The 26,386-nt window shown below is 55.1% G+C and carries 16 protein-coding genes and 1 pseudogene; 10 read left to right on the forward strand and 7 right to left on the reverse strand.

Annotated features, from left to right (window positions below; all coding sequences use genetic code 11):
* The first annotated feature begins 287 nt into the window (after positions 1-287).
* Both RE6C_RS15815 and RE6C_RS15820 read left to right on the forward strand, forming a co-directional pair.
* Positions 288-1,817 carry a trypsin-like peptidase domain-containing protein gene (locus RE6C_RS15815; protein WP_008658067.1) on the forward strand — a complete coding sequence of 510 codons (1,530 nt, stop codon included), beginning with the start codon at positions 288-290 and terminating at the stop codon, positions 1,815-1,817.
* A gap of 83 nt (positions 1,818-1,900) precedes the next feature.
* Positions 1,901-2,647, forward strand: coding sequence for a hypothetical protein (locus tag RE6C_RS15820; RefSeq protein WP_008658069.1), 747 nt, complete (start codon positions 1,901-1,903; stop codon positions 2,645-2,647).
* On the opposite strand, the gene RE6C_RS15825 is transcribed toward RE6C_RS15820, so the two are convergent.
* Both RE6C_RS15825 and RE6C_RS15830 read right to left on the reverse strand, forming a co-directional pair.
* The gene (locus tag RE6C_RS15825) at positions 2,644-3,141 is read right to left on the reverse strand and encodes a response regulator (RefSeq protein WP_008658070.1); all 498 of its coding nucleotides are present in this window, start codon (positions 3,139-3,141) and stop codon (positions 2,644-2,646) included. The genes RE6C_RS15820 and RE6C_RS15825 overlap by 4 nt on opposite strands.
* 1 nt (position 3,142) lies before the next feature.
* A complete protein-coding gene (locus RE6C_RS15830) occupies positions 3,143-3,667 on the reverse strand; it encodes a hypothetical protein (protein WP_008658072.1) in 525 nt (174 codons plus the stop codon).
* A gap of 414 nt (positions 3,668-4,081) precedes the next feature.
* Between RE6C_RS15830 and RE6C_RS15835 the strand changes: the two genes are divergently transcribed.
* Together RE6C_RS15835 and RE6C_RS15840 are read left to right on the forward strand one after the other, a co-directional pair.
* Positions 4,082-5,839: an alkaline phosphatase gene (locus RE6C_RS15835; RefSeq protein WP_039962260.1), complete on the forward strand. Its 1,758-nt coding sequence runs from the start codon at positions 4,082-4,084 to the stop codon at positions 5,837-5,839.
* A 76-nt stretch (positions 5,840-5,915) separates the two neighbouring features.
* Positions 5,916-6,923 carry a Gfo/Idh/MocA family protein gene (locus RE6C_RS15840; protein WP_008658077.1) on the forward strand — a complete coding sequence of 336 codons (1,008 nt, stop codon included), beginning with the start codon at positions 5,916-5,918 and terminating at the stop codon, positions 6,921-6,923.
* Positions 6,924-6,963: 40 nt separating this feature from the next.
* On the opposite strand, the gene RE6C_RS15845 is transcribed toward RE6C_RS15840, so the two are convergent.
* Positions 6,964-8,487 (reverse strand): RtcB family protein, encoded by a 1,524-nt coding sequence (locus RE6C_RS15845; RefSeq protein WP_008658079.1) that lies wholly within the window; start codon positions 8,485-8,487, stop codon positions 6,964-6,966.
* An 87-nt stretch (positions 8,488-8,574) separates the two neighbouring features.
* Positions 8,575-9,942: a hypothetical protein gene (locus RE6C_RS15850; protein WP_008658081.1), complete on the reverse strand. Its 1,368-nt coding sequence runs from the start codon at positions 9,940-9,942 to the stop codon at positions 8,575-8,577.
* Between the two features lie 233 nt (positions 9,943-10,175).
* Between RE6C_RS15850 and RE6C_RS15855 the strand changes: the two genes are divergently transcribed.
* From RE6C_RS15855 to RE6C_RS15880, 6 genes are all read left to right on the forward strand, one after another.
* Positions 10,176-13,742, forward strand: a complete 3,567-nt coding sequence (locus RE6C_RS15855; RefSeq protein ID WP_008658083.1) for a mechanosensitive ion channel domain-containing protein — start codon at positions 10,176-10,178, stop codon at positions 13,740-13,742.
* 105 nt (positions 13,743-13,847) lie between these two features.
* Positions 13,848-15,245, forward strand: a complete 1,398-nt coding sequence (locus tag RE6C_RS15860) for an NAD(P)/FAD-dependent oxidoreductase (protein ID WP_039962259.1) — start codon at positions 13,848-13,850, stop codon at positions 15,243-15,245.
* Between the two features lie 140 nt (positions 15,246-15,385).
* The gene (locus tag RE6C_RS15865) at positions 15,386-16,504 is read left to right on the forward strand and encodes an FG-GAP-like repeat-containing protein (protein WP_008658087.1); all 1,119 of its coding nucleotides are present in this window, start codon (positions 15,386-15,388) and stop codon (positions 16,502-16,504) included.
* Between the two features lie 114 nt (positions 16,505-16,618).
* Positions 16,619-17,017: a nucleotide pyrophosphohydrolase gene (locus RE6C_RS15870; protein ID WP_081605671.1), complete on the forward strand. Its 399-nt coding sequence runs from the start codon at positions 16,619-16,621 to the stop codon at positions 17,015-17,017.
* Positions 17,014-17,790 carry a sulfite exporter TauE/SafE family protein gene (locus RE6C_RS15875; protein WP_008658091.1) on the forward strand — a complete coding sequence of 259 codons (777 nt, stop codon included), beginning with the start codon at positions 17,014-17,016 and terminating at the stop codon, positions 17,788-17,790. The genes RE6C_RS15870 and RE6C_RS15875 overlap by 4 nt, the downstream gene beginning before the upstream one ends.
* Positions 17,791-17,887: 97 nt before the next feature.
* The gene (locus RE6C_RS15880; protein ID WP_236615412.1) at positions 17,888-18,739 is read left to right on the forward strand and encodes a TerC family protein; all 852 of its coding nucleotides are present in this window, start codon (positions 17,888-17,890) and stop codon (positions 18,737-18,739) included.
* On the opposite strand, the gene RE6C_RS15885 is transcribed toward RE6C_RS15880, so the two are convergent.
* From RE6C_RS15885 to RE6C_RS15895, 3 genes and pseudogenes are all read right to left on the reverse strand, one after another.
* A complete protein-coding gene (locus RE6C_RS15885; RefSeq protein WP_008658095.1) occupies positions 18,733-22,719 on the reverse strand; it encodes an FG-GAP-like repeat-containing protein in 3,987 nt (1,328 codons plus the stop codon). The two genes, RE6C_RS15880 and RE6C_RS15885, sit on opposite strands and share 7 nt — an antisense overlap.
* Before the next feature lie 100 nt (positions 22,720-22,819).
* Positions 22,820-25,744: an Hsp70 family protein gene (locus RE6C_RS15890; protein WP_008658096.1), complete on the reverse strand. Its 2,925-nt coding sequence runs from the start codon at positions 25,742-25,744 to the stop codon at positions 22,820-22,822.
* A 7-nt stretch (positions 25,745-25,751) separates the two neighbouring features.
* Positions 25,752-26,386, reverse strand: a pseudogene (locus RE6C_RS15895) (Hsp70 family protein); the annotation flags it as partial.

The raw sequence follows: 26,386 nt of genomic DNA on the forward strand, positions 1-26,386 counted from the left end.
TGCGTTTTTAAAACTGCACGACCGCGGGATTCGGGGGGAAAGAACGCTGCGATGAGGATGAATCCCGCCATCTGAATGGTCGCATTCAACTTTTTTTGATTTTCTCACCAGAAACGCTCAAGTTTTGGCGGATGGCCAATTCAATTGGGGTTGCCGTGGTTCGGGAGGATGTCCGACCATCGCGCGGCGGACACAAAGGTTGTTTCTTCGTTGCCAAGGATGGTGATGGAGAGCTCAGGGACACTTTGTGTTGATTGAACTATTCCATCGTCCAAGGAGGGACGAGAGTGCAAACGACTCATCAACTGGCTGGCGTTCTCGACCGATCACGGCAAATTCGTTGGTTTGCCCGGCACCTCATGATTCAGTTCATGACCGTGTGCTTCGCCGTCTCCGCTCTCGCGTCCACTGCCTCGGCGAACGATGCCGTTCTGCTGGAATTCTCATCGTCGCAGTGCGGACCGTGTTTGGCGATGAAGCCGATCGTGTCTGAGTTGATCGCTCGCGGCGTTCCTGTTCGCCAAGTCAATGTCGATAACGAAGCTCACCTGACCCGCCGCTTTGGAATCCGCAGCACGCCGACTTATGTGGTGCTTCGCGAAGGCAAAGAAGTCACGCGATTGTTGGGAGTTCAAACGGTGGGCGAACTCACCGCCGCGTTGAACCAAACCGCAGCCGGTCCCCTGATCCCCACACGAAGTGCGTCGTCCGAGCAAGCTTGGAATGAACCGCAAACCCGGTTGGCGCCACTGACCTCCGGACAAAACGCAGTCGATCGCAGCCCACGTCGTGCGATTCGAAAAGAACGTGCCGATCGAGATTCAGGCTTCGCCGGTGATTGGCAATCGATGAACAACCAAGCGGCCGGATCATCCGAGCGTTTGGTCAGTTCGCAAGACGCGGCGATGGAGCCGATGCCCAGCATGTCGCTGGCCGATGCAATCGAAAACGCGAAAGCGGCGACGGTGCGTTTGCGGGTGTTTGACGGTCGTGGTTACGGAGCCGGTACTGGAACGATCATTGATACCAACGGTGACGAAGCCTTGGTTCTGACGTGCGGTCACTTGTTCCGTGATGGCGAAGGCAAAGATCGAATCGAAGTGGACTTGTTTGTCGCTGGCGAAGTTCGCACCGTTCCCGGACAAGTAGTCGACTATGACGCGGGCGATCGTGATATCGGTTTGGTTGCGATACGACCTGGCTTCGCAGTCAAACCCGTGAAGGTGATTCAGGAAGGTGAGAAGGTCAAAGTCGGTCAAACCGCATTCAGCTTTGGATGTGACCGCGGCGACGATCCGAGTCGTCGGGACACCCGCATCACCGGTGTCGACAAGTACAATCAAAACCTCGGTATGTCCAACTTGGAAATCGATGGTGCTCCGATCGACGGTCGCAGTGGCGGCGGTTTGTTCGATGATCGCGGTGTGCTGATCGGCGTCTGCAACGCGGCGGACTACAAGTCTGATCTTGGAATCTACACCGGGCCAGGGTCTGTCCATTGGCAATTGGAACGCATTCAACTGGGGCGTTTGTATCAAGGAACCCCCGTGGCTCCGGTGACCAATCAATTGGCGAACACCCAGCCCGCATCGAACGAGTTTGCCGGCGGACCCGCACTCAATGCCCCTCGTCAGAACGGAGCCATTGCTCCAATCTCGGCGCCAGCTGGCCCTGCCACGACTTCGGCCGGAGCCGCAACTGAAATGATCGTGATCCTGCGAAACCCCGATGGCCAACAACGGGAACAAGTGATGACGTTGAGCAGTCCCGATGCGGATCTGGTGCGGCAAATTCGCCAAGCTGCGATGAGCCGGTAGTCATGTCAGGTCGAGGCCTGCGATACACGCTCGGCATTGTGTGGTGCCGCGTGGTTCCAGCGTGGTGCTTTCGGTACCGGTGCATGGAAATCGTGAGGCTGGGTAAGTCATCGGCTGATGGTGAACCAAACGATCAAAAGACGGCCGATAGCTATCAAGCTCGAAAAGTCGAAACGGCTGAAGAGCTGGAACGCGTGCAGCGAGCGACGTTGTACAATGGTGCTTCGTCTCAGGAATCGTCGTCGCATCTCAACGACGCAGCGGGAAACGAGTCAGCCGAAGCCGCCTACGCCGTCTTTCGCACACAAGCGACGGAACGAAGTTCCCAATCGGAGAGCGAAAGCGAGTCGTCTTCTCAGATCGTCGGCGGCGTTTGGATCGCGATGCAATCTTTCATCGAACGCGATCTTCATTTGCAAATCGATTTGGCCGAGCATCAACGCTGGCTTTTCGCCGCGAGAATGATGCCAGAGGAACGCAGCCGCGGTGCTTACTCGGTGTTGCTTCGGAAGCTGTTGTCGGCAGAAACAACGTCCGACTCAACAGATGAACGCGGAGCGGATGCTGGTGAAGTCACGCAAGTTTGGGCGGCAATCAATCCAGCCAACCACCGCAGCGTTCGAGCCCACGCGGGATATCAAATTGCGACCGCCGGGCGGATTCATCTGTTCCGGATCGGGCCATTAGCCGTTGCTTGGCAGGGCCGATCGTCAGCGGACTGTGCCGTAACGATGAGTCCCAAGTGGACATGGCATGGAAGCAAATCGCCCATCCGTATGACGGTGTCGCCTGCCACCGGTCTGAGCGATTCAACTGCGAATTCCGTTTAGGCTCGCAGGGATCCCGAAGGCGAAGGGCTCTGATTGCCCGCTGCAGCGGACACGGCGGCCTGCTGCAAGTGAATCATCAATTTCTTGTGATCACGAACGACACGCAAAAACTCATCTTCGCTGACCGGTTTTTGAATGTAGTCGTACACTCCCAACTCATCGCACCGAGTTCGATAGGACGCATCTTCGCAGGCGGTCAAAACCACGGTCGTGACGCGAGACGAATCTGGCTGCAGTTCGCTCATTTCCTCGAGGACATCGATTCCGGTGCCATCGGGCAGAATCATGTCGAGCAGCAACAAGTCCAACCGTGGGGCTCGTGCAAAGATGCCCGTTCGTTTCATGAAGAGAATTGCTTCGTGAACGCTGCGAACCAGCGTCAATCGGTGATGCAAGCCGCTGCGTCGAAGAGCATGAATGGTCACTCTCGCGTCGACCAAGCCATCTTCCACCAACAGAATTTCCATTGGTTTGGTGCGTGAATCACCTAGCATTCTACAACTCCCTTTCGATCAGTTCGGCTTCGAGACGTTCATGTCGGGTCATCTCACGAGAGAATTGGGCAACTTGTTCGGCGAAAGTCAGCAAAGCGGAACGTTCGCATCCACGATATTGTAATTCCTCGGACTGCTCGACGAGGTCACAAAGGTCGAGATACAGCCTGCAGTGCTGTTCGAGTGCCTGACGCAGCTGTTTTTGCACGTCCGCAAAATCAGGCTGTAGTGGAGCCAGTTGGGGGGGTGGCCCCGAGGCTTGCAGATAACCGTATGACTCTTCCAAACCGAATTGCAGTGAAATCAGATCTCGCAGCTCACCGAGTGCGCGAACGAATTGTTTGATGTGATCTCGGGTGGTCGTCTCGGCATCCCACTCATCGCATTCGCACATCGCCCTCAATTCGCTGGCGGCGTGCCAAAGGTTCGGGTTGCTGTCTTTGATTTCTTGCAGAAAGGCTGCATTGATCAAGATCGTTTGCGAGGCGTTCTCACCATCGCGGACCAAAGCGTCAGATGCACCCATTGATGCGTTCCGCTGAAGATTGGGTCTTGCGCTCGTCATACAAATGCAATTCCTCCGTGCTTTGATGGCCCGTTTTCTGCCAGATCATGTCTGGAGCAGTGACAGTGAGAGTACGATTGCTTGAACCGGTCGTCAAGGAATTTTGCCAGGGGGGTGGCGTGGAATGTCACCTCATTGCTGGCTGTCGAGGATTAGAGTTCCTCTAATCGTCGCCGTTTAACTCACCTGCGGCGCCAACTCGGGTAGACGCAGTAATCGGTTGCAGCACTTCGGCTGTATTTTGAGGACACTTCTGAGTCGGTTCTTACTACGATCTTCATCGTTGCCCCGTTTGACGAGTGGTATTTTGAAGACATGATGTCACTCACATCTTTTGTTCCGCCTCGCGTCCCGCCTCCACAAAACCGTAAATCAATGATCTCGTTGCGATTGCAGTTCGCTGTTTGTCTACTCGTTTCTATCACTGTGGTGCCCGCTAATGGAGAAGAAACGGTCGGGAAGCTTCTCGAGAAAGCCAAGAGTTTGGTGGACATCGATGACGCCAGAGCACCTGGTACGACCGAGTCCGGTGAACCGGTGGTTGATCCAATGCGTGAGATGCAATCCAACGCAATCAAGGAACAATCCGCCCCGTGGGGGCACTGGGGAAGCAACCCAAAGAAGTACAGCACGTGGACCAATCACAGCAATCGATTGGTACCGCTGTACACGTTCGGCTACACGCTGAATGACCTGCGTGAAAAAGGCAGCATGTACGGCGATCCAGAAAGACTGAAGAAACACTTTGGACGCGTGGATGAGAAGTCATTGAATCCAAACGCAAACTATCACGATCAAGTCGACGTTTATGACTTGCAGATGGCTGCCGTGAAGGCGGGTAAACGTCACGTCATACTGATGGTGTTTGACGGGATGGATTGGCCGACCACACGAGCGGCCGCGCTGTATCACAATCAGGCCAATCGCTATGACAGTGGTCGAGGGACCGGCTTGCTCCTCCAAGACTATCGCGGAACCAAAACGGACTTCACGTTCTTGGTCACCACACCGTTTGCGTCCGGCGCAAAACTCGACGTGAACTCCCAGACAGTCACTGCCCCCAGCAAAGAGTCCACGGGCGGTTACTCACCCGATCATGGTGGGCGGGCACCTTGGCATGAGCAGTCACGCCGAGATTATGTGATTGGACAAGACCGATTGGTTCCGCACACGGTCGCTGATTCCGCAGCAACGGCGTCGAGTTTGATGTCGGGAGTGAAGACTTACAACGGTTCGATCAATGTCATGCCCGATGGATCGCACGCGATTCCTATCGCGCGGAAGTTGCAAAAAGAGGGATTCAAAGTTGGCACGGTGACAAGCGTTCCTGTCAGCCACGCGACACCCGCGGCTTCGTATGCAAACAACGTCGTTCGTCAGGACTATCAAGACATCTCTCGCGACTTGGTTGGTCTTCCGTCGTCGTCTCACCGCCAAGATGCGCTTCCTGGTTTGGACCTGTTGATCGGTGGTGGTTGGGGAGAAGGAACGGGTGCCGACAAATCACAAGGCGAGAACTTCATGGCAGGCAACAAGTATTTCCACGAATCGGACCGTGATGCTCTAAAGAAGAAATACAAAGCCGGTGAACCGAACTCCTACGTCGTCGTGGAACGCACCAAAGGACGACCTGGTGCGGACGTCTTGCAAGAAGCAACTCAGAAGGCCATCCAAGAAGACGCACGGTTGGTTGGCTTTTTCGGAACCAAGGGCGGTCACCTGCCGTTTCAAACCGCCGACGGAAATTTCAATCCAACCTTTGATGTCAAAGGCACGGAACGCTACACCCACGCCGACGTTGTGGAGAATCCAACGATCTCCGATATGACTCAGTCTGCGTTGGAGTTTCTTTCTGCACCGCAGAAGGATTCAGACGAACGATCTGATTTTTGGTTGTTGGTCGAAGCCGGTGATGTTGATTGGGCCAACCATGCAAACAACTTGGACAGCAGCATTGGCGCCGTGTTCAGTGGCGACAAAGCGTTTGGGACCATCGTCAATTGGGTCGAAGAGAATGATGCTTGGGATGATACCGCTGTCTTCGTCACCAGTGACCATGGTCACTTCTTGGTGATCGAGAACGTTGAAGCGATCGGCAAGGCTGCTCAAAAAGCCGCTGCCGCCAACCACTGAACCGAGCATCCGACTCGGGACAGCAATTGTCTCGGGATGCTTCGAATCACTCGACTTCCATACCTTTTCAAAATGGATGCATTGGTATCGTGACACCTTCTACTCGGACGGACCGGAGCAAGCCCGAATGACAGTTCGCTGGGGGCTGATTGGCACAGGCGATATCGCTCATAAACGGGTGGCTGGTGCGATCAAGGAAGATCCGCGTTCGGAATTGGTGGCAGTTTGCCGACGCAGTGAACCGGAGCTGAATCTGTTCGCCGATCAGAATGGCGTTCCGCATCGGTTCACCGACGCGGAACAGTTGATCGCACTATCGGAAGTCGACGCGGTCTACATAGCCACTCCGGTTAGCTGCCATTGCCCGCAAACGATTGCGGCGGCGAATGCTGGAAAGCACGTTTTGGTTGAGAAACCAATGGCGATCGATCCGGAACAATGCCAGCAAATGATTGAGGCATGTCAGAAATCCGGAGTGACACTTGGAGTTGCATACTACCGACGGTTTTATCCGGCCGTTGAACGCGTCAAGAATCTGATCGACGCTGGCTCGCTGGGACGAGTCTTGTCGATCGCTTGTGTGACAGGCAATCCGAATCGGTTCCCTGCCGATGATTGGCGAGTGGTGCTTGCTCAAGGAGGAGGCGGGCCCTTGATGGACATTGGTAGTCACCGCCTGGATTTGTTTCTGCATCTATTTGGCGAAGTCCAATCGGTCAAAGCAAGTCGAATCGATTCACCTGATTTCGAAGCGGAGCAGGCGGCGACATTGCTGATGCAATTTGCCGGCGGAGTTCACGGCGTGTTGCAATGCTACTTCGGAACCGTCAACACGCCCGATCGGCTGGAGGTGATCGGCACCGAGGGACGAGTCACCATCGAAGATCTCAACGGTGACGAACTGTTGCTGTTTACCGCTGATGGAATGTCCCGAGAATCTCATCCGCCGGCAGAAAACTTTCACTCACCATTGATCGCGGATTTCACTCTAGCGTTGCAGGAGAAACGCCCACCGATGATCAGTGGTCATCAAGGGAAGCAAACCAACGACGTCATCGAGATGGCCTACGCAAACGCTCTTTGAAAGTCGACGAACGCTTGAAAAGATCGCGTGGCGATTTGAATCAATCGTCGGCGGGAGCACCGTCTTTTAAGACGAACTTGGCTTTTAATCGAGCGACCTCATCGGCCAACCCAGCCTTGGTGACGCTTTTCAGAACTTCGGCGAAATCCTTGTATGCATCCGGAGCTTCGTCCCGTGGATAGACGCGGCAGTTGCTGATCACGTCGTGGTCAAGCAAGTTTTGGTCGATGACTGTTTGGTTCAAATTCTTCTTGGCTTTGGTGCGGCTGAGTTGTCGCCCTGCACCATGGTTCACGCTGAAGGCAGATGCGGCAGCTCCCCGTTGAGCAACCATGATGCTTGATCCATCGCGTGGATTCCCTGGCAACAAAATCGGGTGCCCGGTCGCTTCGAACTCGGTGCCTACCAGTTGTTCATGTCCTTTGGGCAAGGCCCGCGTTGCACCCTTTCGATGAACCCATTGCAAACGTCCGTCCACGGGCTCCTGGCGAGCGATGTTGTGACTGATGAAGTAGACCAACTCGCCCCGGATGCCAGGAAACACTTCGCGAAAAGACTCGAGGACCAGCTGATTGATCAGCATGTGATTGACCGTCGCGAAGTTGGCTCCCATCGCCATGTCGCAAAGATAACGTTGGCCTTCGGGCGAGTCCGCTTCGGCATAGCAAAGTTGAGGATCTCCTGCCGGGAACGCCAAGCCATTGGATTGAAAATGAGCTTTCATTGCACGGAATTGACTCATCGCCAAATCATGGCCAAAACCGCGCGAGCCACAGTGCGACAAGAACGCCACGCAACCGTCCCGCAGGCCCCATTGTTCGCCAATCGAACGGAAGTACTGTTTCTCTGACAGTGACACGACTTCGGCTTCGCCAAAGTGATTGCCGCCACCGTAGCTTCCAAGTTGACGGAACTTGCTTTCCAAGCGATCGCGTTTGTCTCGTTCGCGTCCCATCCATTCCAAACGTGCTGCCAACGTATCCACCGAACCGTCCGGTGCGGTATGCGATGCATCTTCGCAGCGGCTCGCCCAAGACTTGGGGATGCCCAGCTTTTTCAGAACAGATTTCGAAGCACCCTCCGTTGCGACTTGAAATCCGAGCGGCCCGTCCACGCTTCGGCTCTTGGGCACGTGTCGTTGCCCGCGGCCGGCACCGGTGGGAACGCGTTTCGCGATCGCTTGGATCACGCGACGACGCATCTTCCAATCGGCAATTTCGCTTTCCGGCAAATCCGTTTGCAGCAAACTCATGCTGCATTTGATGTCGACGCCAACGGGGCCCGGATACACGTGCGTCGGCGAAACCATCACGCAACCGACCGGTGCACCGTATCCAACGTGCGCGTCGGGATTCAGCACGACCTGTGACACGCCCGGTGCCAAACGACTGTTGATTGCTTGTTGAAAGGTTTGGCTGCCAAACGATTGCCGGATCGGATCAGTGCCGATCACGGTAATGGGTGAGCATCCATCGCCGACGGGCAAGGTTGCCGTCGCGGGGCCGGTGATTTCCAACATCTCGTGCATCGTATCCATTGCACTGGTTCGCCTGAGTTCTTTCATGTGATTGATTGAACAACAAGAGAACACGAGATGTCAAAGGTTCGCTGCGAATCAGCAAAACCGATGCTTCTCCGTTGAGAACTCGCTTCACTTCGCGTTGGAGTTCAGCGTTCCGCGAAACAATTCGATCAATTCCGTTTGCCGATTGAACAGATCCTTGGAAAGAGGTTGTTCCACTTTCGGCAGCCGCTTGGGGCGGATGGGACCGCGTTTGTTGGCATCATTCGATGGCGGGTTTGTTGTTTGCGAAGGAATTGATGCGCTGGCGTTCGTTGGCGACCATTCGGACGATGGCGGTGTCTTGTCGCCTGAGAAATCAACGCCGGCTGTCTCGTCGATGAATGATGCTCGAGCAACTCTGGTCGGATCACTCGCACGTGGTGTCTCGGCGAGGATCGGATCAACTTCAACGACTTTCAGCTCGCTTCGAAGCGGAAGCTGGTCCACGAAACTCTCGAGCGTTCGCAGCAATACGGAACCGGTTGATAAGCTGGTTGATTCGTTGCGATGAGATGCTTTCGCACCGTGATCGGATTTGGCCATCTGAATCAATGGGCTCGCGTCAGGATTGCCTGGCTCGCAAAGCGTCAGGATTGCTCGCAAATTGGCTTCGGTGATGCGGCGACCCGGGCGGCTAGAGTGCAACGGACGATGCAATGCAAAGTCGCTTGCTTGATCGCTCAGATTTTGGTCGTGGCATTGGGCACATTTTGCCAAAAGGATTGGCTGTACCCGAGCGGTGAAGGCATGGAGAAACCAAGAGTTCATCACCGCTTCGTGCAGGTGATCCGTCGGTTCGGCGGTTGGAGACTGGACATCAACCTGCTTCGCTTCGTTGGTGGCTTCGACGAAGTTGGCTGGTTGGACTTCGCTCGCTTTGGGTTTGGGGTCATTCGGTCGCGTCAGGTTGCGAAGCCGTGATTCCAGATGTTGTGCTTCTGAGTTCTGCGGGTCAGCACGGTAGATGATCATGAGCTGTTCCACCGCTTGTTGGTGCAGACCTTGGTCGACACACCAACGGGCTGCTGACAACGCTCGCTGAATCGGTCTTGGCGATGTTCGAGCGGAACGCCACTGCTCTCGGAGTTCGAAAAGGGCGTCCAGGTTGTCTCGGGAACCAATGACTTCTTTCGCTGGGAGTCGGATTTCCGATCCACCACGGCGCACGATGACGGATTCTCCTGAGATCTGAACATCGCCTCGAAGAACACGATCGTTTCGAAGCAAAACGAACTCAGACGCATCGTTCTCGATTGGAGCCGAGGAAGATTCCGCAGCGGAACTGATTGTCGCTTCGTTGGCTCGGACCGTCGCGGTCGTTATGAGGCCACACCACCCGATCAAGAACCACCCAATCAGAAGGCCGCGAACCAGACGCCCATCCGGATATGACACCACGAAAAATTTTCGCGATGAGGCGGTGAGGACTGCGGTGAGTGGGATTGTCTCGTTCATGTTCGATGCAGCTACCAAAATTGTGCTGTCAAAGTCAACGTGCAACTCGGAACACCGCCCGAATTTTGAATTTCAAAGATGAAACGGCACGCAATTTGTCGCGGCCGGGTGTCGCCTTTCATGGGAATTCGTTGGGTGCATTTGATGAGTAATCCGTTGCAGTTCCGGGTTTGGGCTTTCGGTCGCCAATGCCTTTTCGAGACACTTCAACGACTTGGTTTCCTGTATTCCCAATGACCACCACCGACATTTTGCATCGACGATTCACCATGTTCCTTGACGGACCATCCATGCGTTCCGAATTTTTACAAAACACTCGGCACGCGGAGATTTCAAAGCCGCTCGGCTTGATCCTATTGGGCTGCGTTTTTGTGTCGGTTGCCAGCAGTTCGCTCGCTCAGACGGTTTCGCCAATTCCGGCCTCGCTGAACGTTCAGCCGCAAGGCTCGCCGGGCCAAACGATCGCTCAAGTCGCGGCGTACACGCCGTTCCAGGCCGATGATGCGACAGGAACTGCGGCGAGTGGTGGTGGTACCGCCGAGGCGAAGCCAAAGGCGAACAGCGACCTGAACAGTGTGGAGGCCGTCGCAGCGGAAATCGAGTCGGTCAACAACGACGCGAACATGGATCCGATGCTGAAGAATCGGTTGCTGGAGTCGCTGAAAAGCCTCCAAGCCGTCCTTACCGCTCGACAAGAAGCGGTCAACCGGACCGCGTCGTACGAAAAGTCGCTGCTGTCGATCGCGGAAGAAAAGAAGCGGTTCAAAACGCTCGCCAATCAAGAAGTTTCGGTCCAGCCGATTAGCGTCGATCGCTACATGGCGATCGAAGAAATTCAGCAAAAGCAAGCCGAAGCAAGTCTCAGTCTCGACGCTGCTCGCAGCAAGCTGCAGAAGATCGAGTCTGACATCACGGCTCGGAAAGAGACCCTGGAAAAACTTCCCGAGCAAATCGTTCAAACTCGGAAAGAAATCGAGTCTTTGACGGGCGAGACGATTGGCGAAATCAAAGATGACCCGGACGGGCGTTTGCGTCACGTTCGCGAAGTCGAAACCAAAGCAAAGCTCGACGAGGCACGCCAGCGACTTGCCGCCTATCAGCAACAGCAGACACTGCTGGAATCACAGGGCGATTTGCTGCCGTTGATGAAAACCGCGACTGAAAAAGAAGTCGCCGAAGCGGAAGCAAAAGCACGAGCTTGGTCGGCGACGCTTGCGAAGAAGCGGCAAAGCGAAATCGCCAAGGACCTGAAGGAATTTCGACGCACGATGGAAGCCGAAGGCGGCGACCCAAGTGAGTCGTTGATTCTATCGCTCGAAGAACGATGGATGCGAATTGCCGGCGAAAAAGATCGTATCAGTCGATCGCTCAACGACGAACGGGCTGAGCTAGACAGTTTGTCCGAGCGACGCACGAAGATCACAACGAATTTGGAAGAGAACATTAAGGCGTCCGGTGGTTTGACCAGCACGCTTGGTGTGGAACTGCTGTTGCTCAAGAACAAGCTTCCCGCTCTTGGGCCGATCAATTCACGAATTGCTGAACTCAGGAAAAGCATCGAGAGCAATCGGGCTCTGCAGACGCAGTTGGAGCTGACGCTCGAAGGGATCTTGGACAACTCGTCGATCGGGCTGTCGCTGGAAAACATCGAAGGCGTGTCGATCCCTCAGGGAAAGCTGTCTGAGAGTGAGATCCGTTTGGTCAACAAGTTCATCGCTGACTTGAGTGACTACATCGTTCAAATGGTCAGTTTGCAAAGCCAACTCGAGCAGAAGCAGCGGTTGGTGATGGAGCTGACTTCGATCATCGATACAAAGATCGTTTGGATCAAAAGTCAGCCGGCGTTTCGCTTGAACGATTTGGTCGTGTCCTGGCAGGTCTTCCGTGCGATCGTCCATCCCGACAATCTGATTCTTTTGGGCCGCAGCTTGCTGAAAGGTTTGCTCAATCGTCCAGAACTGATCGCGATAGCGTTGATGGCGATCTTCACAATCATCTACGCGGGTGCAAAATTGCGGCGGCGGATCGCGACCCACGGGGAACGTGCCCGCAGTCGCCAAAGCGTCTCGTTGAAACCCACCTTGGCGGCGACGCTGCTGTCTTGGGCGTTGGTGCTGCCGCTGGTTGGATTGCTGTGGATCATCGGAGACGCGTTGTCGGCGTCCGGTGCCAGCGAGGCGATTGTGCGAGCCACCGCCAAAGCGTTTCATTTAGCCGCCGTTGCGGTGACTCCGATCGAATTGCTGCGTCAATGTTTGCGTCGCGATGGTTTGGCCGCGGCTCACTTTGGCGCGGATGAGGCATCAATTTCAACACTTCGAAAATGGTTGCGATTGCTGATCGACATCGGCGTACCGATTCTTCTTTTCTATGGGATCGCCGAAAATCTTGGTCGCTGGCAAGCCGCCGCGGCGTTCGGTCGCGTCATGTTGGTGATCGGCATGATCTTGATCAGTGTCGTCCTTTGGCGATCGTTTTCGCCCACCTCAGGAGTCTTCTCAAAGCACATCCAACTCAATCCTAATGGATGGACGTCTCGGTTGCGTTTCCTTTGGTTCGGATTCATCCTGGTCGTACCGCTCGCCCTCGCATTTATCGCTCTGATTGGGCTGGGTAGCGGTGCTCGAGTTTTGGTTGAGCAACTTTATCTAACGCTCTGGCTTTGTTTGCTGACGTACTATGTCAGTGGATTCGTGAACCGATGGTTGCTCACCAATCGCCGCCGATTGACGATGGCGGTTCACCGCGAACGATTGGAAGAATCGGAACGTCTGGGAGCGGGCGGAGTTGAGATCGAACCGAGCACTTCCATGGAAGCCTCGGAGATCAACGCGCAGACCACACGTTTGTTGCAGACAATTCTGTTCATCGTCGCATTGGTTGGAATCGCATTGGTGTGGTCGCCGGTGTTGCCCGCCGTTGAGTACTTGGATCAAGTCAAACTGTGGTCCACCACTGATGGCGAAGGGATCGTCTCGCCAGTCACGCTGAAGAACATCGTTTTCGCGATTCCGATCATCGTGCTGACATGGGTGTCGGTGCGGAACTTGCCTGGTTTGTTGGAAGGCGTGTTGCTGGAACGTTTACCGCTCGACAAACCCGCGCGTTACGCGATCACGACTCTTGGCACGTATGTTCTGATCACAATCGGGATTCTGTTGACGGCCAAGGCTCTGGGTTTGCACTGGCAGAACATTCAGTGGCTGGTCGCCGCATTGGGCGTTGGACTCGGTTTCGGACTGCAAGAAATTTTCGCGAATTTCATCAGCGGCTTGATTTTGTTGTTCGAACAACCAATTCGCGTCGGTGATGTTGTCACGCTGGGCGACACGACCGGCGTGGTGGCTCGGATCCGAATTCGTGCGACCACGGTGACGAACTGGGACCGGCAGGAGCTCATCATTCCTAACAAGGATTTGATCACCGGGCGATTGGTGAACTGGACGCTGACGGACAGTACCAACCGGATCGTCGTCAACGTTGGTGTTGCCTACGGAAGCGATACTGAGTTTGCTTGTGATTTGCTGCGGAAGATTTGTGAGGAACATCCGAAGATTTCGAAGGATCCCGAGCCCGTTGTCACGTTTGAAAGCTTCGGCGATTCGACGTTGAATCTGGTTTTGAGGTGCTACCTGTCAACTTTGGATGAGCGTCTGAAATCAATCCACCAGTTGCACACCGAAATCAACAAGCGGTTCAACGAGGCGGGATTGGAAATCGCCTTCCCACAACGCGATTTGCATTTGCGTTCTTTGCCGCCTGAATTGATGGACCGATTGTGTCCTGCACCAAAGGACTGATTTGGTGTCAACTGGAACAACCAGCGAAGCGGTCGGTTGATTACGGACGAAATCGATTTCGCTCGACGAAGGTATTTCCGAACGTTGTGAAGAAAGAGATTGGATATGAGCAACGCATCTAAACAGCGTCCTCACGTCGTCGTGGTCGGTGGCGGTTTCGCTGGCTTGCAAGTGACACGAGACCTGCGAAAGGTCGACGTCTCAGTGACATTGCTCGACCGTCGCAATTTCCACCTTTTCCAACCGTTGCTGTATCAAGTCGCAACGGGCGAACTTTCACCCGCAAACATCGCGACGCCACTGCGTGGGATCCTGCGAAAGCAAAAGAACGCTCGCGTGGTGCTGGAAGAAGTCACATCCATTTCGCTGGATTCGAATGAGGTGTACACCACGGATTCGGTGATTGCGTTCGATTACTTGGTCGTCGCGACAGGAGCGATTCATCATTACTTTGGCCGAGAAGAATGGCGTCCACTCGCGCCCGGGCTGAAGACGATTGAAAACGCAACGGAAATACGTCGGCAAATTTTGGGTGCGTTTGAGGCTGCCGAACGCAGCAACGATCCCGATGAAATTCATGATTTGCTGACGTTTGTCATCGTTGGCGGCGGCCCAACCGGTTGCGAACTGGCTGGTGCTCTGGCCGAGATTTCTCGTCACACACTTCAGAACGATTTCCGATCCATCCAACCGGCCGACGCACGAATCGTTTTGGTCGAGTCGGGAGATGCGCCGCTGGACGTTTATCCCGAACCATTGCCGCAACGTGCCGCACATGATCTAGAGAAGCTGGGCGTTGAAATCCAGACGCAATGCCGCGTGGTGGAGATTGAGCCGACGCATGTGATGATTCGAAACAAGACAACTGAAGAAGTCAGTCGTTTGAATACGCGGACGGTGTTGTGGGCAGCGGGAGTTAAAGCGAGTCCTTTGGGTGCGATCCTGTGTGAAGCCGCTGGAATCGAATCCGACCGTGGCGGTCGTGTGCCGGTCAGCCCGGATCTTTCGATTCCCGGTCATGACACGGTCTTCGTTTGTGGCGACTTGGCTCAGGTGAAGATGGAAGATGGTGGTGAGGTGCCAGGATTGGCTCCCGCCGCGATGCAAATGGGGGCTCAGGCGGCGAAATGTATTCGCGCCGATCTGCGATCGAAGCCTCGCCCCGAGTTTCGATATCGAGACAAGGGCAGCTTAGCCGTGATCGGTCGCTGCACCGCGGTTGGACAAATCGGAAGCTACAAGGCGAAAGGCTTTGTTGCCTGGTTCATTTGGTTGTTCATTCACTTGATGTACATCACTTTGTTTCGCAACCGTTTGTTGGTGTTGATGCAGTGGGGGTGGACCTTTGTCACGCACGACCGATCGGCTCGTTTGATCACTGATGGTGCGAACACGGATATCTCGACGATGGAACAAGCGACCGGGTGGAACGCAGACCCTGCAATGCCATCAACTCGCCATTTGGAATCGACATCGCAAACCGGTGCTGGCGGTTCGGATTGACCGCGCCAGCTAGCTCCCGGTTTGAACTACAATGACGGCGAAAAGTGGCGTCCTTCTTCTGGAGTGGTTGTTTGATGCGGTTCTGTACGTTTTTTGCCGTTTGTTTCTTGCTTGGTTCTCTGGCGACTCAGAATTCTGTGGTGTCAGCGGATGAGCCGTTGTCGTTTGAGATTCGTTTATTGACTTTGGACGCAAACGAAGGAATCGCGGCGGGCGATGTCGACGGCGATGGAAAAACGGACTTGGTCGCCGGACGCAATTGGTTCCGAAACGGCGATTGGGCTCCACGCCCTCTGCGAGCCATTGAAGATTGGAACGGCTACGTCCAGAGCAACGGCGACTATCTGTTCGACGTTGATTCAGATGGTCGTCTCGATGTCATCGCGGGATCGTTTTTGCCGACGGAAGTGAAGTGGTTTCGCAACCCAGGAAAAGAAGATTTGCGTTTGGGGAAAATGTGGCCCGAATCCACCTTGGTTGATACGGGAGCGACCGCAAATGAGGGTCAACTCTTCGAAGACATTGATGGCGATGGACGCCCGGAGTGGATTGTGAATAGTTGGAAAAATGAGGTGCCGACCGTCATCTGGCGGTTGGAACCCAGCGAACCGGCGGAAGACGGCAAGCCGGCATATGAACTGAAACGGCACGTGTTGGGTGAAGAATTCAACGGGCATGGAATCGGAGTTGGCGATATCAATGGCGATGGTCGGAATGACATCCTGGTTGGTTGGGGGTGGTACGAACAACCTACCGAAAACCCTTGGGGGCAACCCTGGATCGCTCACCGCGATTGGAAGTTGCACGCCAGTTTGCCAATGTTGATCGAGGACATTGATCAAGACGGTGACCAGGATCTGATCTATGGCGAAGGTCACAACTATGGATTGCAGTGGTGGGAGAACACCGGGGTTACTGATTCCGGATCCATCGAGTGGAAAGAGCACGAAATCGATCGACGTTTCAGCCAGCCTCACTCGATGGTTTGGGTGGATTTGGATGGCGATGGCAACAAAGATCTGGTGACCGGAAAGCGGTACTACGCCCACAACGGAAATGACCCGGGCGGAAAAGAAGTTCCATGTCTCTACTGGTACTCATTCGATGTTGCGTCAAAATCATTCCAGCGTCACGTCATTGACGAAGGTCGCGTGGGAACCGGTTTGCAGATCGTTGCCGAGGATTTGAACGGTGACGGCAAAACCGACTTGGCGGTCGCCGGTAAAAGTGGCACCTACCTCCTGTTAGCCAAACCTTGACGCAGAGGCTTGCACCGAAAAGAGGGCTGATTCTTTTCGGACCTGTCTTCCAATCCGAGCGAACCAGATGTTTTCCAAAGGGTCAGCCCCTTTTTGATCTCGACGAAAGACTTGATGTCGCAATCTCCTTCGGACTCCGTGAAGCAAACGCCTTCGTCCATGTCGATTGCGGACGCGCAAGAGCAGGTTGACCAATGGATTCAAACCATCGGTGTGCGTTACTTCGATGAGATGACCAATCTGGCTCAATTGGTCGAGGAAGTCGGCGAGGTTGCTCGAATTCTTTCGCGAACCAAGGGCGAGCAGTCCACCAAGTCGGGTGTGGTCCTGGGAGAATTGTCAGACGAGCTGGCGGACGTGATGTTCGTGATCATTTGTTTGGCAAACCAGTCGGGGATTGATCTGACCGATGCCCTGCGGCGAAACCTCGACAAGAAAACAAAACGTGACTCAACGCGTCATCGCGAAAATTCGAAGTTGACGGGTGCTGATGAAACCTCGGATTCCGCGTGAGCTTTTTAGAGATCCTGGCTCAACCGGAGACGTGGCAACTGGTGGGTGTGCTGTGCCTGGGCATCTTTGTTCAAGCCGCTGCTGGATTCGCGGGCGGATTGGTGATTGTTCCGTTGCTGTTGTGGGCGGGGTATTCCATTCCGGAAGCCCAAACGTCGTTGCTGGTCGCCACCATTCCTCAAAACTTGTGGGGCGTGATCTCGTTCCGCGATGCGTTGGATTCGAAGCGACTTGTTTGGCCGGGAGCGGCTCGTTTGCTGTTTCTGCCGCTGGGCGTGCTGACGCTGCAGTGGATGGAATCTTTTTCCATGGTGACGCTTCGCCAAATCGTCGGGGTGGCGGTGTTGTCGGCGACACTGGCGACGATGTTGTTTCGACCAAAGCCGCGTGATCAAGTGGCGTCGTTCTGGAGCTATTTGGTGTTTCCGCTGTCCGGGTTTCTTCAGGGCTTGGTCGGGATGGGCGGGCCGCCGATGGTGCTGTGGGTGCAGGCTCATGATTGGGACACGCGACGGATGCGCGGGTTTCTATTTTCGATGTACCTGATCAGCTTGGCACCCGGAATTGCGGTGTTGGTTTGGTTCTTTGGATCCCGCATGATTCCCCCGGCATTGATTGCTGCCGCCGCGATTCCTATTTTGCTGGCGGTGACTTGGGTCGGTTTGAAAGTCGGAACGGCCTTGGGGACGCAGCGTCTGCGACGGATCACGATGGCATTGTTATTGCTGATGGGGTTGGCCGGTCTGGCCGCGCCTTGGCTGTCTCCCGCCTGAATCGGACCTCAATCGCTCGTCGCTGCGACCAGTGCGTTGATTGGGTTCGCGTGTTGTCTGTGTTGCGAGTTTAGAATTCCTTGCTGTGAGTCCCGTGATGGATTTGATTGCGTCGTCGGTTGAAGTTGCTGCGGATGTACCGCTGTGGTCCGTTCCATCACTCATCGCATTGTTTGCGTTGACTCTGATGGAGATCGTTCTCGGCATCGACAACATTGTTTTCATTGCGATTTTGACCGGGAAACTGCCCGAGGAAAAACGCTCGTTTGCTCGGCGATTCGGATTGTTCGTCGCGATGGGGATGCGAATCCTATTGCTGATGATGATCGGATGGCTGATGAGCTTGCAGTCGCCGATCTTCGAGCTGTCATCGCTGGTTCCGATCGAATCCTTGCGAGAGCATTTGGCCGCCGACGCGGAAGTCAACGAAATCAGCGGCCGCGATTTGATTTTGTTGTTCGGTGGACTGTTTTTGATGTTCACCGCGGTTCGAGAGATCCATCACAAGATCGAGGGCGAGCACGATGATGATCCGCAAATGGACATGGATTTGCCCGAAGCCGATGCGGCGGTCAAATCACGAAAACCGGTGACGGTGGGATCGGTTTTGTTTCAAATCGCGGTGATGGATGTCATCTTCTCACTCGACAGCGTGATCACAGCGGTCGGCATGGCGTCGCATCTGCCAATCATGATCGCCGCGGTGGTGATCAGCGTTGGTGTGATGATCACGTTTGCCAATCAGATCAGCGACTTTGTTCAGGAACACCCAACGGTCAAAATGTTGGCTTTGTCGTTTCTGATTTTGATCTCAGTGGTATTGCTCAGCGAAGCCGTCGGAACGCCAATCAACAAAGGCTATGTGTACTTTGCGATGGCGTTCTCTTTGATCGTTGAGTTCCTGAACTTACGAATGACGAAAAAAGCGAAACTGCAGCCCGCTCATTGAACTGGCGTCTCGCTCAAACCTTCCCGCGTCGTAGCACCACGCGACCAAAATTCACGAAAGGGTTGTTCTCGCGAAAGGTGAGATGAGTTGGCCTTGCTTGACTTGACCGCTTCTTCTTTTTGAGAAGCGGTCGGTGGGTATTGGCTCATCGATTGGAATGGCAGTGGCAACGTCGATTGGCCGGCCAATGTGTTGAGGTCGGCGTCTTTGTCCCAACCCACTCCGTGCAACACGAAATCGCGTTGCGCGGAATCCGAAAGCTGCTTTTTCGGAATCGCGAAACGCAAGCGGATCTCATCGCCTCCACTGATGACCACCATCGAGTCGTCCCAGTCGGAAATCAAATCTTCGGCGGGACCGTACTCGGTGAGTTGTCCATCGAGAGGTGGCCATCGAGGTGAATCCTGAACGGATTGGTAGTCGTAGGTTTCGGCCTGTTTTGGTCCAGGGTGGCTTCGTTTGGAGAAGCCGTGCCAAGCCACCTCGGCAGATTGCAGGGTGAGTGGTTGAACTTCGACAAGCGAGCGGAGACGCTCGATTTCCTCGTCCGTTCGAACGGACACAGCGGCCGAATCCCAATAGATTTGGTTGGTCGTTCGGATCCTCACTCGAGGGTCTTCGCGATTCACCCATTCGGTAATATCGACCACGATCGTTTTGTTCTTTCCACCGGGGAAACCGATGAAAGGCGAGGCCATTTTCCAGCCAGAGTCCGATGCTTCATCAGGTACCCACAACGATGGCGGTTCAGGTGAAGACAGCTCGGGATTCTGATCGATTTGGATGTTCAGAGAGGTGTCGGTCGGCAGGATCCAGCCATTGAGGACCAGGTGAATATTCGCATCGTTGGATGTGTTCTCTGATACACGGCCGCTGAGGTCCAAGTCGATCCAGTGGGGCGGGCAGAGTCCTTGACGGTATCGATGGGGAAATCCCTGAACATGCTCGCCGTCCGTTTCGCGAAGGAGCGAGGTCACGTCCGTTCCCTCCGTGTCGGTCACTTTGGATAGCGGTTGAAGTTCGGATCGATCAAACGCGTGAATGGTCGGTTCAGCGAGCGATGGTGGCCCGACCTTTTCGTTCGTGAAGACGACCACGTCTTTGGGGTGATCAATCGCAGCCAACTCCAGTTGATCGAAGTAAGCGACTTCCCACAGTTCCTCAGTGATTCGGATTTCGTAGGCTCCGTCGTTGGGAGCCAAAAACTTCCCGTCGACCAACAGGTGTTCCCACGGTCGATCGGGGACCACAACTCCGGGTGAGGTTTGCAAACCCAATGGGGCCGCCCACAAACAGTCCGTGACGAACTCGAACCGTTCCCCGTTGAAGGCATACAGGTATGGGCAAGATCCTTTGAGTGTTTGTTCCTCTTCGATCATGACTCCCGGTTCAATTTCAGGAACCGACTGGGTCAATCCGTTGGGAAAGATGACTCGCATGTTGCCGGGGCCAATCAATCCATCCAGTCCAAAATGGGTGGTTGGATCCGTGACGATTCGAGAGCGGTAGTGCGGACCAAAACGCAATTCCAACACCGATCCAACGGCATAGTGATTGACGCGACCGCTATTCGCGTTGTTGTCGTCGATCCCTTTGAAGCGTACCGAGATGGCTTTTCCGCTCAGTTCCGTCGTGTTGGAAGCAACCGAGACCGCTGATGAGCTGGTGTCATTGGATTTAGACCACCCGACCAAGTCGACGTTTCGATCGGCATCAAAATCAGTCGCTCTGTAGACGAAGAACTCGGATGCCTGGTCGGAAACGCTCCACTGCAAGTCCTGTTGAGGCCCAAACTTGTTGGATGATTCATCAGCCGATGAGATAGGCGATAGTTCCAACGCGGATGAGGCAATTCCGCCACGAAGGCATTCGTAAAAACTATCGTTGTCCAGGTCGGCGACGATGAGTGAGCCTCTGTTGGTCAGGGTCGGTTGCTCCTGCGTTTCCGTCGTTGGCCAAGAAAACGGCGTGACCGCATCGACTCGCCACATGCCAATGTCGCCGGTGTGAGACAGCACCAGTTGCCCTTTTTCGGGAGCGCCCAGAATGATGTCCCACGAAACGTTTCCATCGACGTCCTCGATGGCCAAAGAGTCCACGCCTGGTAACGCGGGGATATCGTCGAGATAGGAAAAACGGAATTGCAGATGCAGCAAGTTTTCGATCCAACCAACGCGACCCGATTGAGGGTGAACGGTCACGACGTCCAGGTCCAAGTCGCGATCCAAATCCGCGATTGCGAAAGCGACGGGTGGATCGGACTCGTCCCACGACGTGGCTTGATTCTCATTTGTTGGAAGCGGAAAGAACGTTCGGTTGCCGCGGTTGACTAGGAGTTCCCGACCTCGCTCGGTGGCTGCCATTAAATCCAGGTCGCCATCCCCTTCGAAATCGCCACTGATCATCGTGTGAACTTGTTGAAGCGATTCCAACCCGTCGGCGGCTTCGGTCTTCAGCGAGTCGTCGCCGGTCGCATCGGGCTGGCCATAGTCGCGTCCATCGACGACGACCAATTGAGCACCTGATTCTCCAAAGAGAATGATGCTGCGAAGTGTGTTGTGGCTGCGCGACGTCGCGTCCTGACGGAGTCGGCCTGGTGAACTGGAGTCGACCATGAACAAATCGGCGACCATCATGCCGGTCCACTGGCCGTCCACGGTCAGCATGCCGTAGTTTTGCCAGCCTTCGTCACCTTGCATCCAAAGGAACAAAGCGGCGGAGTCTTTGTTGGGATGAAGCGACACCAAATCCATTTTGAAATCGAGGTTGGCATCAATGGGAATCAAATCACTGGCTGATGCTCCTTCAATGGTATCGCCGGAAGCCGTCAACGATTGAATGTCGAACGACAAAGCCTTCGACGCCGATTCAATTCGCGATTGTTTCGATACTTCCGCGGACAGCCGACGCAGTGATTCGAACTGAATGAGGTCCAGTGGGTGAGGTGATGCTCGACGTCGGTCGGTTTTGATCAATTCCGTCGAGTTCAGAAGGTTGAACCAAAGCATCATTTGGTTGTCGGCTTCATCGAACTTTCCTGCCTCGACAGCCGAGACAATCCCGTCGACTAATTCGGCAGGCGTTTTTCCGATCGGGGCGGTTTGTTGGCGAAGAGTCGGCTCGATCGAGGCCGCGAGGGTTTGTGTTCGACGGATTGCATCGACCGCCGCTTTGGATTCGTTTGCGATTCCAAGCCGCGCGGCTCGCACGGCCAAATACAGGTTGTTGGGTTGTTGATTGGACAGCTGAGTCAGAGCGGTGGCGGCCGGTTCGAGAATTGTTGGTGGAATTCCGCGGATTGGATCCTCCAGCACATCGACGACCTGGGTCAATGTGCCCGCCAGCAAAATGGAGTTGCTCTTGTCGCCTTTTGCCTTGGCTGATTTCTGAATGGATTCGATCAGCCGTCCAAAGACCTCTTTGCGGATCGATTGCATCACCGATCGCGGCAGCAAATTGGCTTCGTTCAAGTCGACTCGCGCGTTCATCCAAGTCGCCAAATTGGAATCGCCGCCGAGCTCAACATACTTCTGAATCAGACCGCGAGTTTCTGAAAGCAGCGATGCCAATCGTTGTCGAGCCGCTTGTTTTTCTTCTGGTTTGGCGGATGCATCGGTGGCGACGGCGGACAATTCGTCGATCGTCAGTGCTCGATTCAGTGCTCGGTTCAGTGCGATCGAAAGGTCTTCCGGCCGGGACTTTGAAAGCGAAGCCCAGGCTGTTTCCGCATCGTCGGTATCGAGGTTTTCCATCGACGCCAACGCAACCCGGTTCAGGTCGAGGTTCTGCGAAGCTAGCTGCCGAGTTTGGTCGTCGCCACTATGACCTGGGACATCGTCGGGAGGAACCGCTGGGCCACGACTGAACCAATAGCCGGCCGCTGCGAGCAAACCAATCGCGAAAACAGCGATCAGCCAAGTGGTTGAGGGTTGTTTACCGGAAGGAGACTGCTTGCTGGCTGGGGATTGAGACGAAGTCACCGATTAGCATCCTTGAAGAACAAACTGACACGAGGTCGAGAGCGGATGCAGTCTATCAAAAACAAGCGAATTTGATGTGGCACCTCGAGGTGAACGGGGCTCAACCTCGAAGTTCGATCCCCAGTGGCAGCGTGTCGCCAAAAACGGCTTGTTGTTCTTCGTGGTCCAGTTGGCCACCGTTTTTGACCAATTCAATCCAGTGGTCGGGTGCACCAAGCCGATCCAGCAAACTCAACGCTCGATCTCGCGTGGGTTGGTCGACATCGCGAAACCGGTCGTCGCAGCGACGAGTCATCTGAGTGATCGTGAAGGCGGCCAATCGTTTGGTTGCTTCGTCTCCAGTCTTCAGCGACGGTGAATGCGAAAGCTTCTGCAGCCAATGTGAAACGTCCGTCGCCGGAACGATTAAATTCAATGGCCCGTACGCGAGTACGCGAGACGCGAGACGGCCGAGTGTCCAAAACAGACTCGGGTATAGCGGAGATGCCTTTTTACGATCCAGCGATTCCATGACGGCGGTCGCGAATGATCGTTTTTGGTCGATGGGCAGTCGCTCCAGTGAACCAATCGTCCGCCACGCCTCGTTGGCTTCGGCCATGTCTTGATTGGATGTTCCCCCGAGGAGCCAGCGGCCTAACGAGGTCGCCAACTGACTTTGCTGGCCCGCCGTCATTCCCCCCGCGATGCGACGCCACATCACGTAGGACTCGGCACGGACCTGATGATCGGGGTGCGAGATCTTTCCGTAGATCATTCGCCAGGTTTGCGAGGTCCGCCAATCATCTACCGCGACACCGTAACCGGGACGCAGGGCGAAGCCAGCCAAATTCAACCAACGTGATTCATGAGCCGGCGAGCGACGACGATGGTCTTGGACCTCCATCAACGATTCCCACAACTGACGAAGCAACGCCGGTGGCCATTGATCGCGGGAGGTGCCGATGGTGGTTTGAAGTCGTTTGATCAGCAACGAAGGCTTGAGTGTGCCTTCCACAAACACGCGAGCGATCAGTTGTCGACATTCGTCGAGGGTTTCTTCGTCGACGATCCCAGCGGATTCGCCGGCGTAGTCATGCGATTCGCGATCGGTTTCGAGTGTTCCACGAATGTCAAATTCCAAACGCCAACGTTTGGCATCTGAAACGCAAAACAGTCCGACCGTACCAATCTCGGAAAGTTCTGATTCGATCACGATTTGCATCGTCGATTGGTCACGCCGTCTGCGATCTTTGAGTGCCGTTTGAATGGGTGGCAACGGCGTCATCGTGTTCGGATCAATGTCGACCACTTCGCCCGGTCGATCGGCCAGACGTGTGCTGCTGACCCACAGTGGAAAGCTGACCGGCACGCCAACTCGCAAGTCCATCGGAACTTGATCGATCCGGAAGGATTGGCCGGCTTGCGCATCAGCGGGAATCACACAAACCGCTCGCGGCGGGTTTTGTTCGATCTGCATGAAGTAGGTCCGAGCCAAGTTCGCGGCGATGCGAACTCCATGCCCTCGCCGAACCATGGCGTAGTGGGCGGCACCCTGAGCAACAGCCAAATCCAAGCGTGCAGATTCTAGGACGGCGGGCTCTGAAAACCACTTTGTCAGTGAGCCGATGACTCGCTTGCGAATCGCGGGTGCTGTCAGCACGCCTCCATTGAAAAGGACCAAATTGACTTGGTCGCTTTCTTTGGGCTTTGGCTGATCGGTCGCGTTGTCATCGGCCGCTGTATCGTCCAATCCGGTGCGGCGATGTTCGCGAAGGAATTCGGCGAGGTGTTTGGTGACGGCGGGGTCAGCAGCGTATGGCAGACCGACCTCTTGAAAACCACTTTGCTGTGCGTCGACTTCGGATTCCATGTCGACTTCGGGAAAGAATCCGTCGAGCAGCAATGAGTCGACTTCTTCAGCGGTCAATTCGACACTGAGTCCGCCACCGATCAGCGATGATCCTTCGCCGGGCAAGTGAATTGTAGTGCGCTCAGGGCGCGGTTCCGAGAGAAAGGTTTCTTTGGTTTGACGGGCCGCTGCCAAGAGTTGTTGCCATTGCCGCGGTGACAAAGTCCGTCCAAGTTTGGCTTCCGCCGCTTTGGCAACCGCCAAGTCGAGGTTGTCCCCGCCGAGGATCAAGTGCTTTCCAACGGCAACGCGGTGGAACTGCACGACGTTTGATTGGTCGTCTGAGTCGGCCGGCCGGACTCGAATGAGTGTTAAGTCCGTCGTGCCGCCGCCGATGTCGCATACCAAAATCAGTTGGCCGACCTGAACCAAGTCCTGCCACTCGTTTCGGTGACGATCCAGCCAGGCATAGAATGCAGCTTGCGGTTCTTCGATCAATTGGATGCGAGGCAAACCCGCCATCTTTGCCGCACGAATTGTTAATTCGCGCGCGACCTCATCGAACGATGCGGGCAACGTGATCACGATGTCTTGTTGTGACATCGGATGATCGGGGTGTTCGGCATCCCATGCGTCCGCCAAATGTTTTAAGTAGCTGGCCGAGGCGTCCGCCGGCGACCGTCGCGGAACATCATGGTCGCCGTGCCAAGGCAGCAAGTCCGCGGTCCGATCGACCCCTTCATGAGACAGCCAGCTTTTTGCCGACGCGATTTGGCGACCAGGATGCAGCAGTCCCGCGATGCGAGCGTACTCACCCACGCAGGACACCAACGCATCATCCGATGGGTTCAACCAATCATGAGCGTCACTATGCGGAAGTTGCTCAGATGGATGAAGTGTGTAGTGAAACGATGGCAATGTTGACCGAGATTCCGCCACACCTAGGTCGACCCATTGGGGAACCAAGAAAGTGCGGACAGTGAACTCGGTGTTTGCGTTGGCCGAAGACGCACCGCTTACTTTGCGTTGCTTCTCCTCGCTTTGATCGGCGTCCGGTTTGGAGGCAACGGCTTCCGTGGCGGAGGCTTCGGTGTCGACATAGGCCAGCACGCAGTTGGTCGTGCCTAAGTCGATCCCGATGCAATAACGCGGCGGAAGTGGATTGTCTTGTTCATTCGAAGGATTGCGAGAATTCATGTCGAGGTTACGACTCGTCTTCTTGGCGAGCGTTGAATTCAAGTTTCCAGTGACGATCGCCCCGTTTGTCGTGACACCAAAGTTCAAACATCCCCAACTCAGTCACTCGCGATTCGAACTGCACCGGAACGAAGCTTTGGGCTGGTTCGTTGTCGGCAGAGCCCGACGCGGCGTCTTCGCCTCGATTTTGGTCCAACGTCAATTCTATCGGTTCGCTTTCTTGAAGCTCTGTTGGACTCCAGCGATCCAAACGGTCGCCGGGGTGATCGCCTGCACGAGTGGTGGACGAGAAGAATCGAAAACGGGCTGGCGTGCCGACGACGACGCCAACTTCCTGTCCGGGAACCTCTGCTTGGGTGCCTTCTTCCATTCCCTGTGCGGCAACGCACACAGCACGAAGAGGTCGCGGAGCACCGGGGATCGCCATGCCTGCGGTTTCGATTCCAATGTAAAAGGCTTTGGCCGTGCCGCCACGAATTCGAATGCCACCATGAGTTTTGGTCCAACCGTAGTAGGCGGCACCAATTGCGACGGCGTGATCCAAGTCGTCTTCCGACGACAATGTATTGACGCTGGAATCGGTCCAAGATGAAAGCGTCGACTCCAAGCGTTCACGCATTACCGGGCTTCGGAAAACACCAC

The sequence above is a fragment of the Rhodopirellula europaea 6C genome, from assembly GCF_000338295.1.
Lineage (GTDB): Bacteria > Planctomycetota > Planctomycetia > Pirellulales > Pirellulaceae > Rhodopirellula > Rhodopirellula europaea.

Bases quoted from the DNA above. Each gene is read 5' to 3' on its own strand.
- RE6C_RS15860 (WP_039962259.1), top strand. From the start codon at position 13,848: ATGAGCAACGCATCTAAACAGCGTCCTCACGTCGTCGTGGTCGGTGGC.
- RE6C_RS15850 (WP_008658081.1), bottom strand. From the start codon at position 9,942: ATGAACGAGACAATCCCACTCACCGCAGTCCTCACCGCCTCATCGCGA.
- RE6C_RS15825 (WP_008658070.1), bottom strand. From the start codon at position 3,141: ATGCTAGGTGATTCACGCACCAAACCAATGGAAATTCTGTTGGTGGAA.
- RE6C_RS15890 (WP_008658096.1), bottom strand. From the start codon at position 25,744: ATGAATTCTCGCAATCCTTCGAATGAACAAGACAATCCACTTCCGCCG.
- RE6C_RS15845 (WP_008658079.1), bottom strand. From the start codon at position 8,487: ATGAAAGAACTCAGGCGAACCAGTGCAATGGATACGATGCACGAGATG.
- RE6C_RS15880 (WP_236615412.1), top strand. From the start codon at position 17,888: ATGGATTTGATTGCGTCGTCGGTTGAAGTTGCTGCGGATGTACCGCTG.
- RE6C_RS15835 (WP_039962260.1), top strand. From the start codon at position 4,082: ATGATCTCGTTGCGATTGCAGTTCGCTGTTTGTCTACTCGTTTCTATC.
- RE6C_RS15855 (WP_008658083.1), top strand. From the start codon at position 10,176: ATGACCACCACCGACATTTTGCATCGACGATTCACCATGTTCCTTGAC.
- RE6C_RS15820 (WP_008658069.1), top strand. From the start codon at position 1,901: ATGGAAATCGTGAGGCTGGGTAAGTCATCGGCTGATGGTGAACCAAAC.
- RE6C_RS15870 (WP_081605671.1), top strand. From the start codon at position 16,619: ATGTCGCAATCTCCTTCGGACTCCGTGAAGCAAACGCCTTCGTCCATG.
- RE6C_RS15840 (WP_008658077.1), top strand. From the start codon at position 5,916: ATGCATTGGTATCGTGACACCTTCTACTCGGACGGACCGGAGCAAGCC.
- RE6C_RS15830 (WP_008658072.1), bottom strand. From the start codon at position 3,667: ATGGGTGCATCTGACGCTTTGGTCCGCGATGGTGAGAACGCCTCGCAA.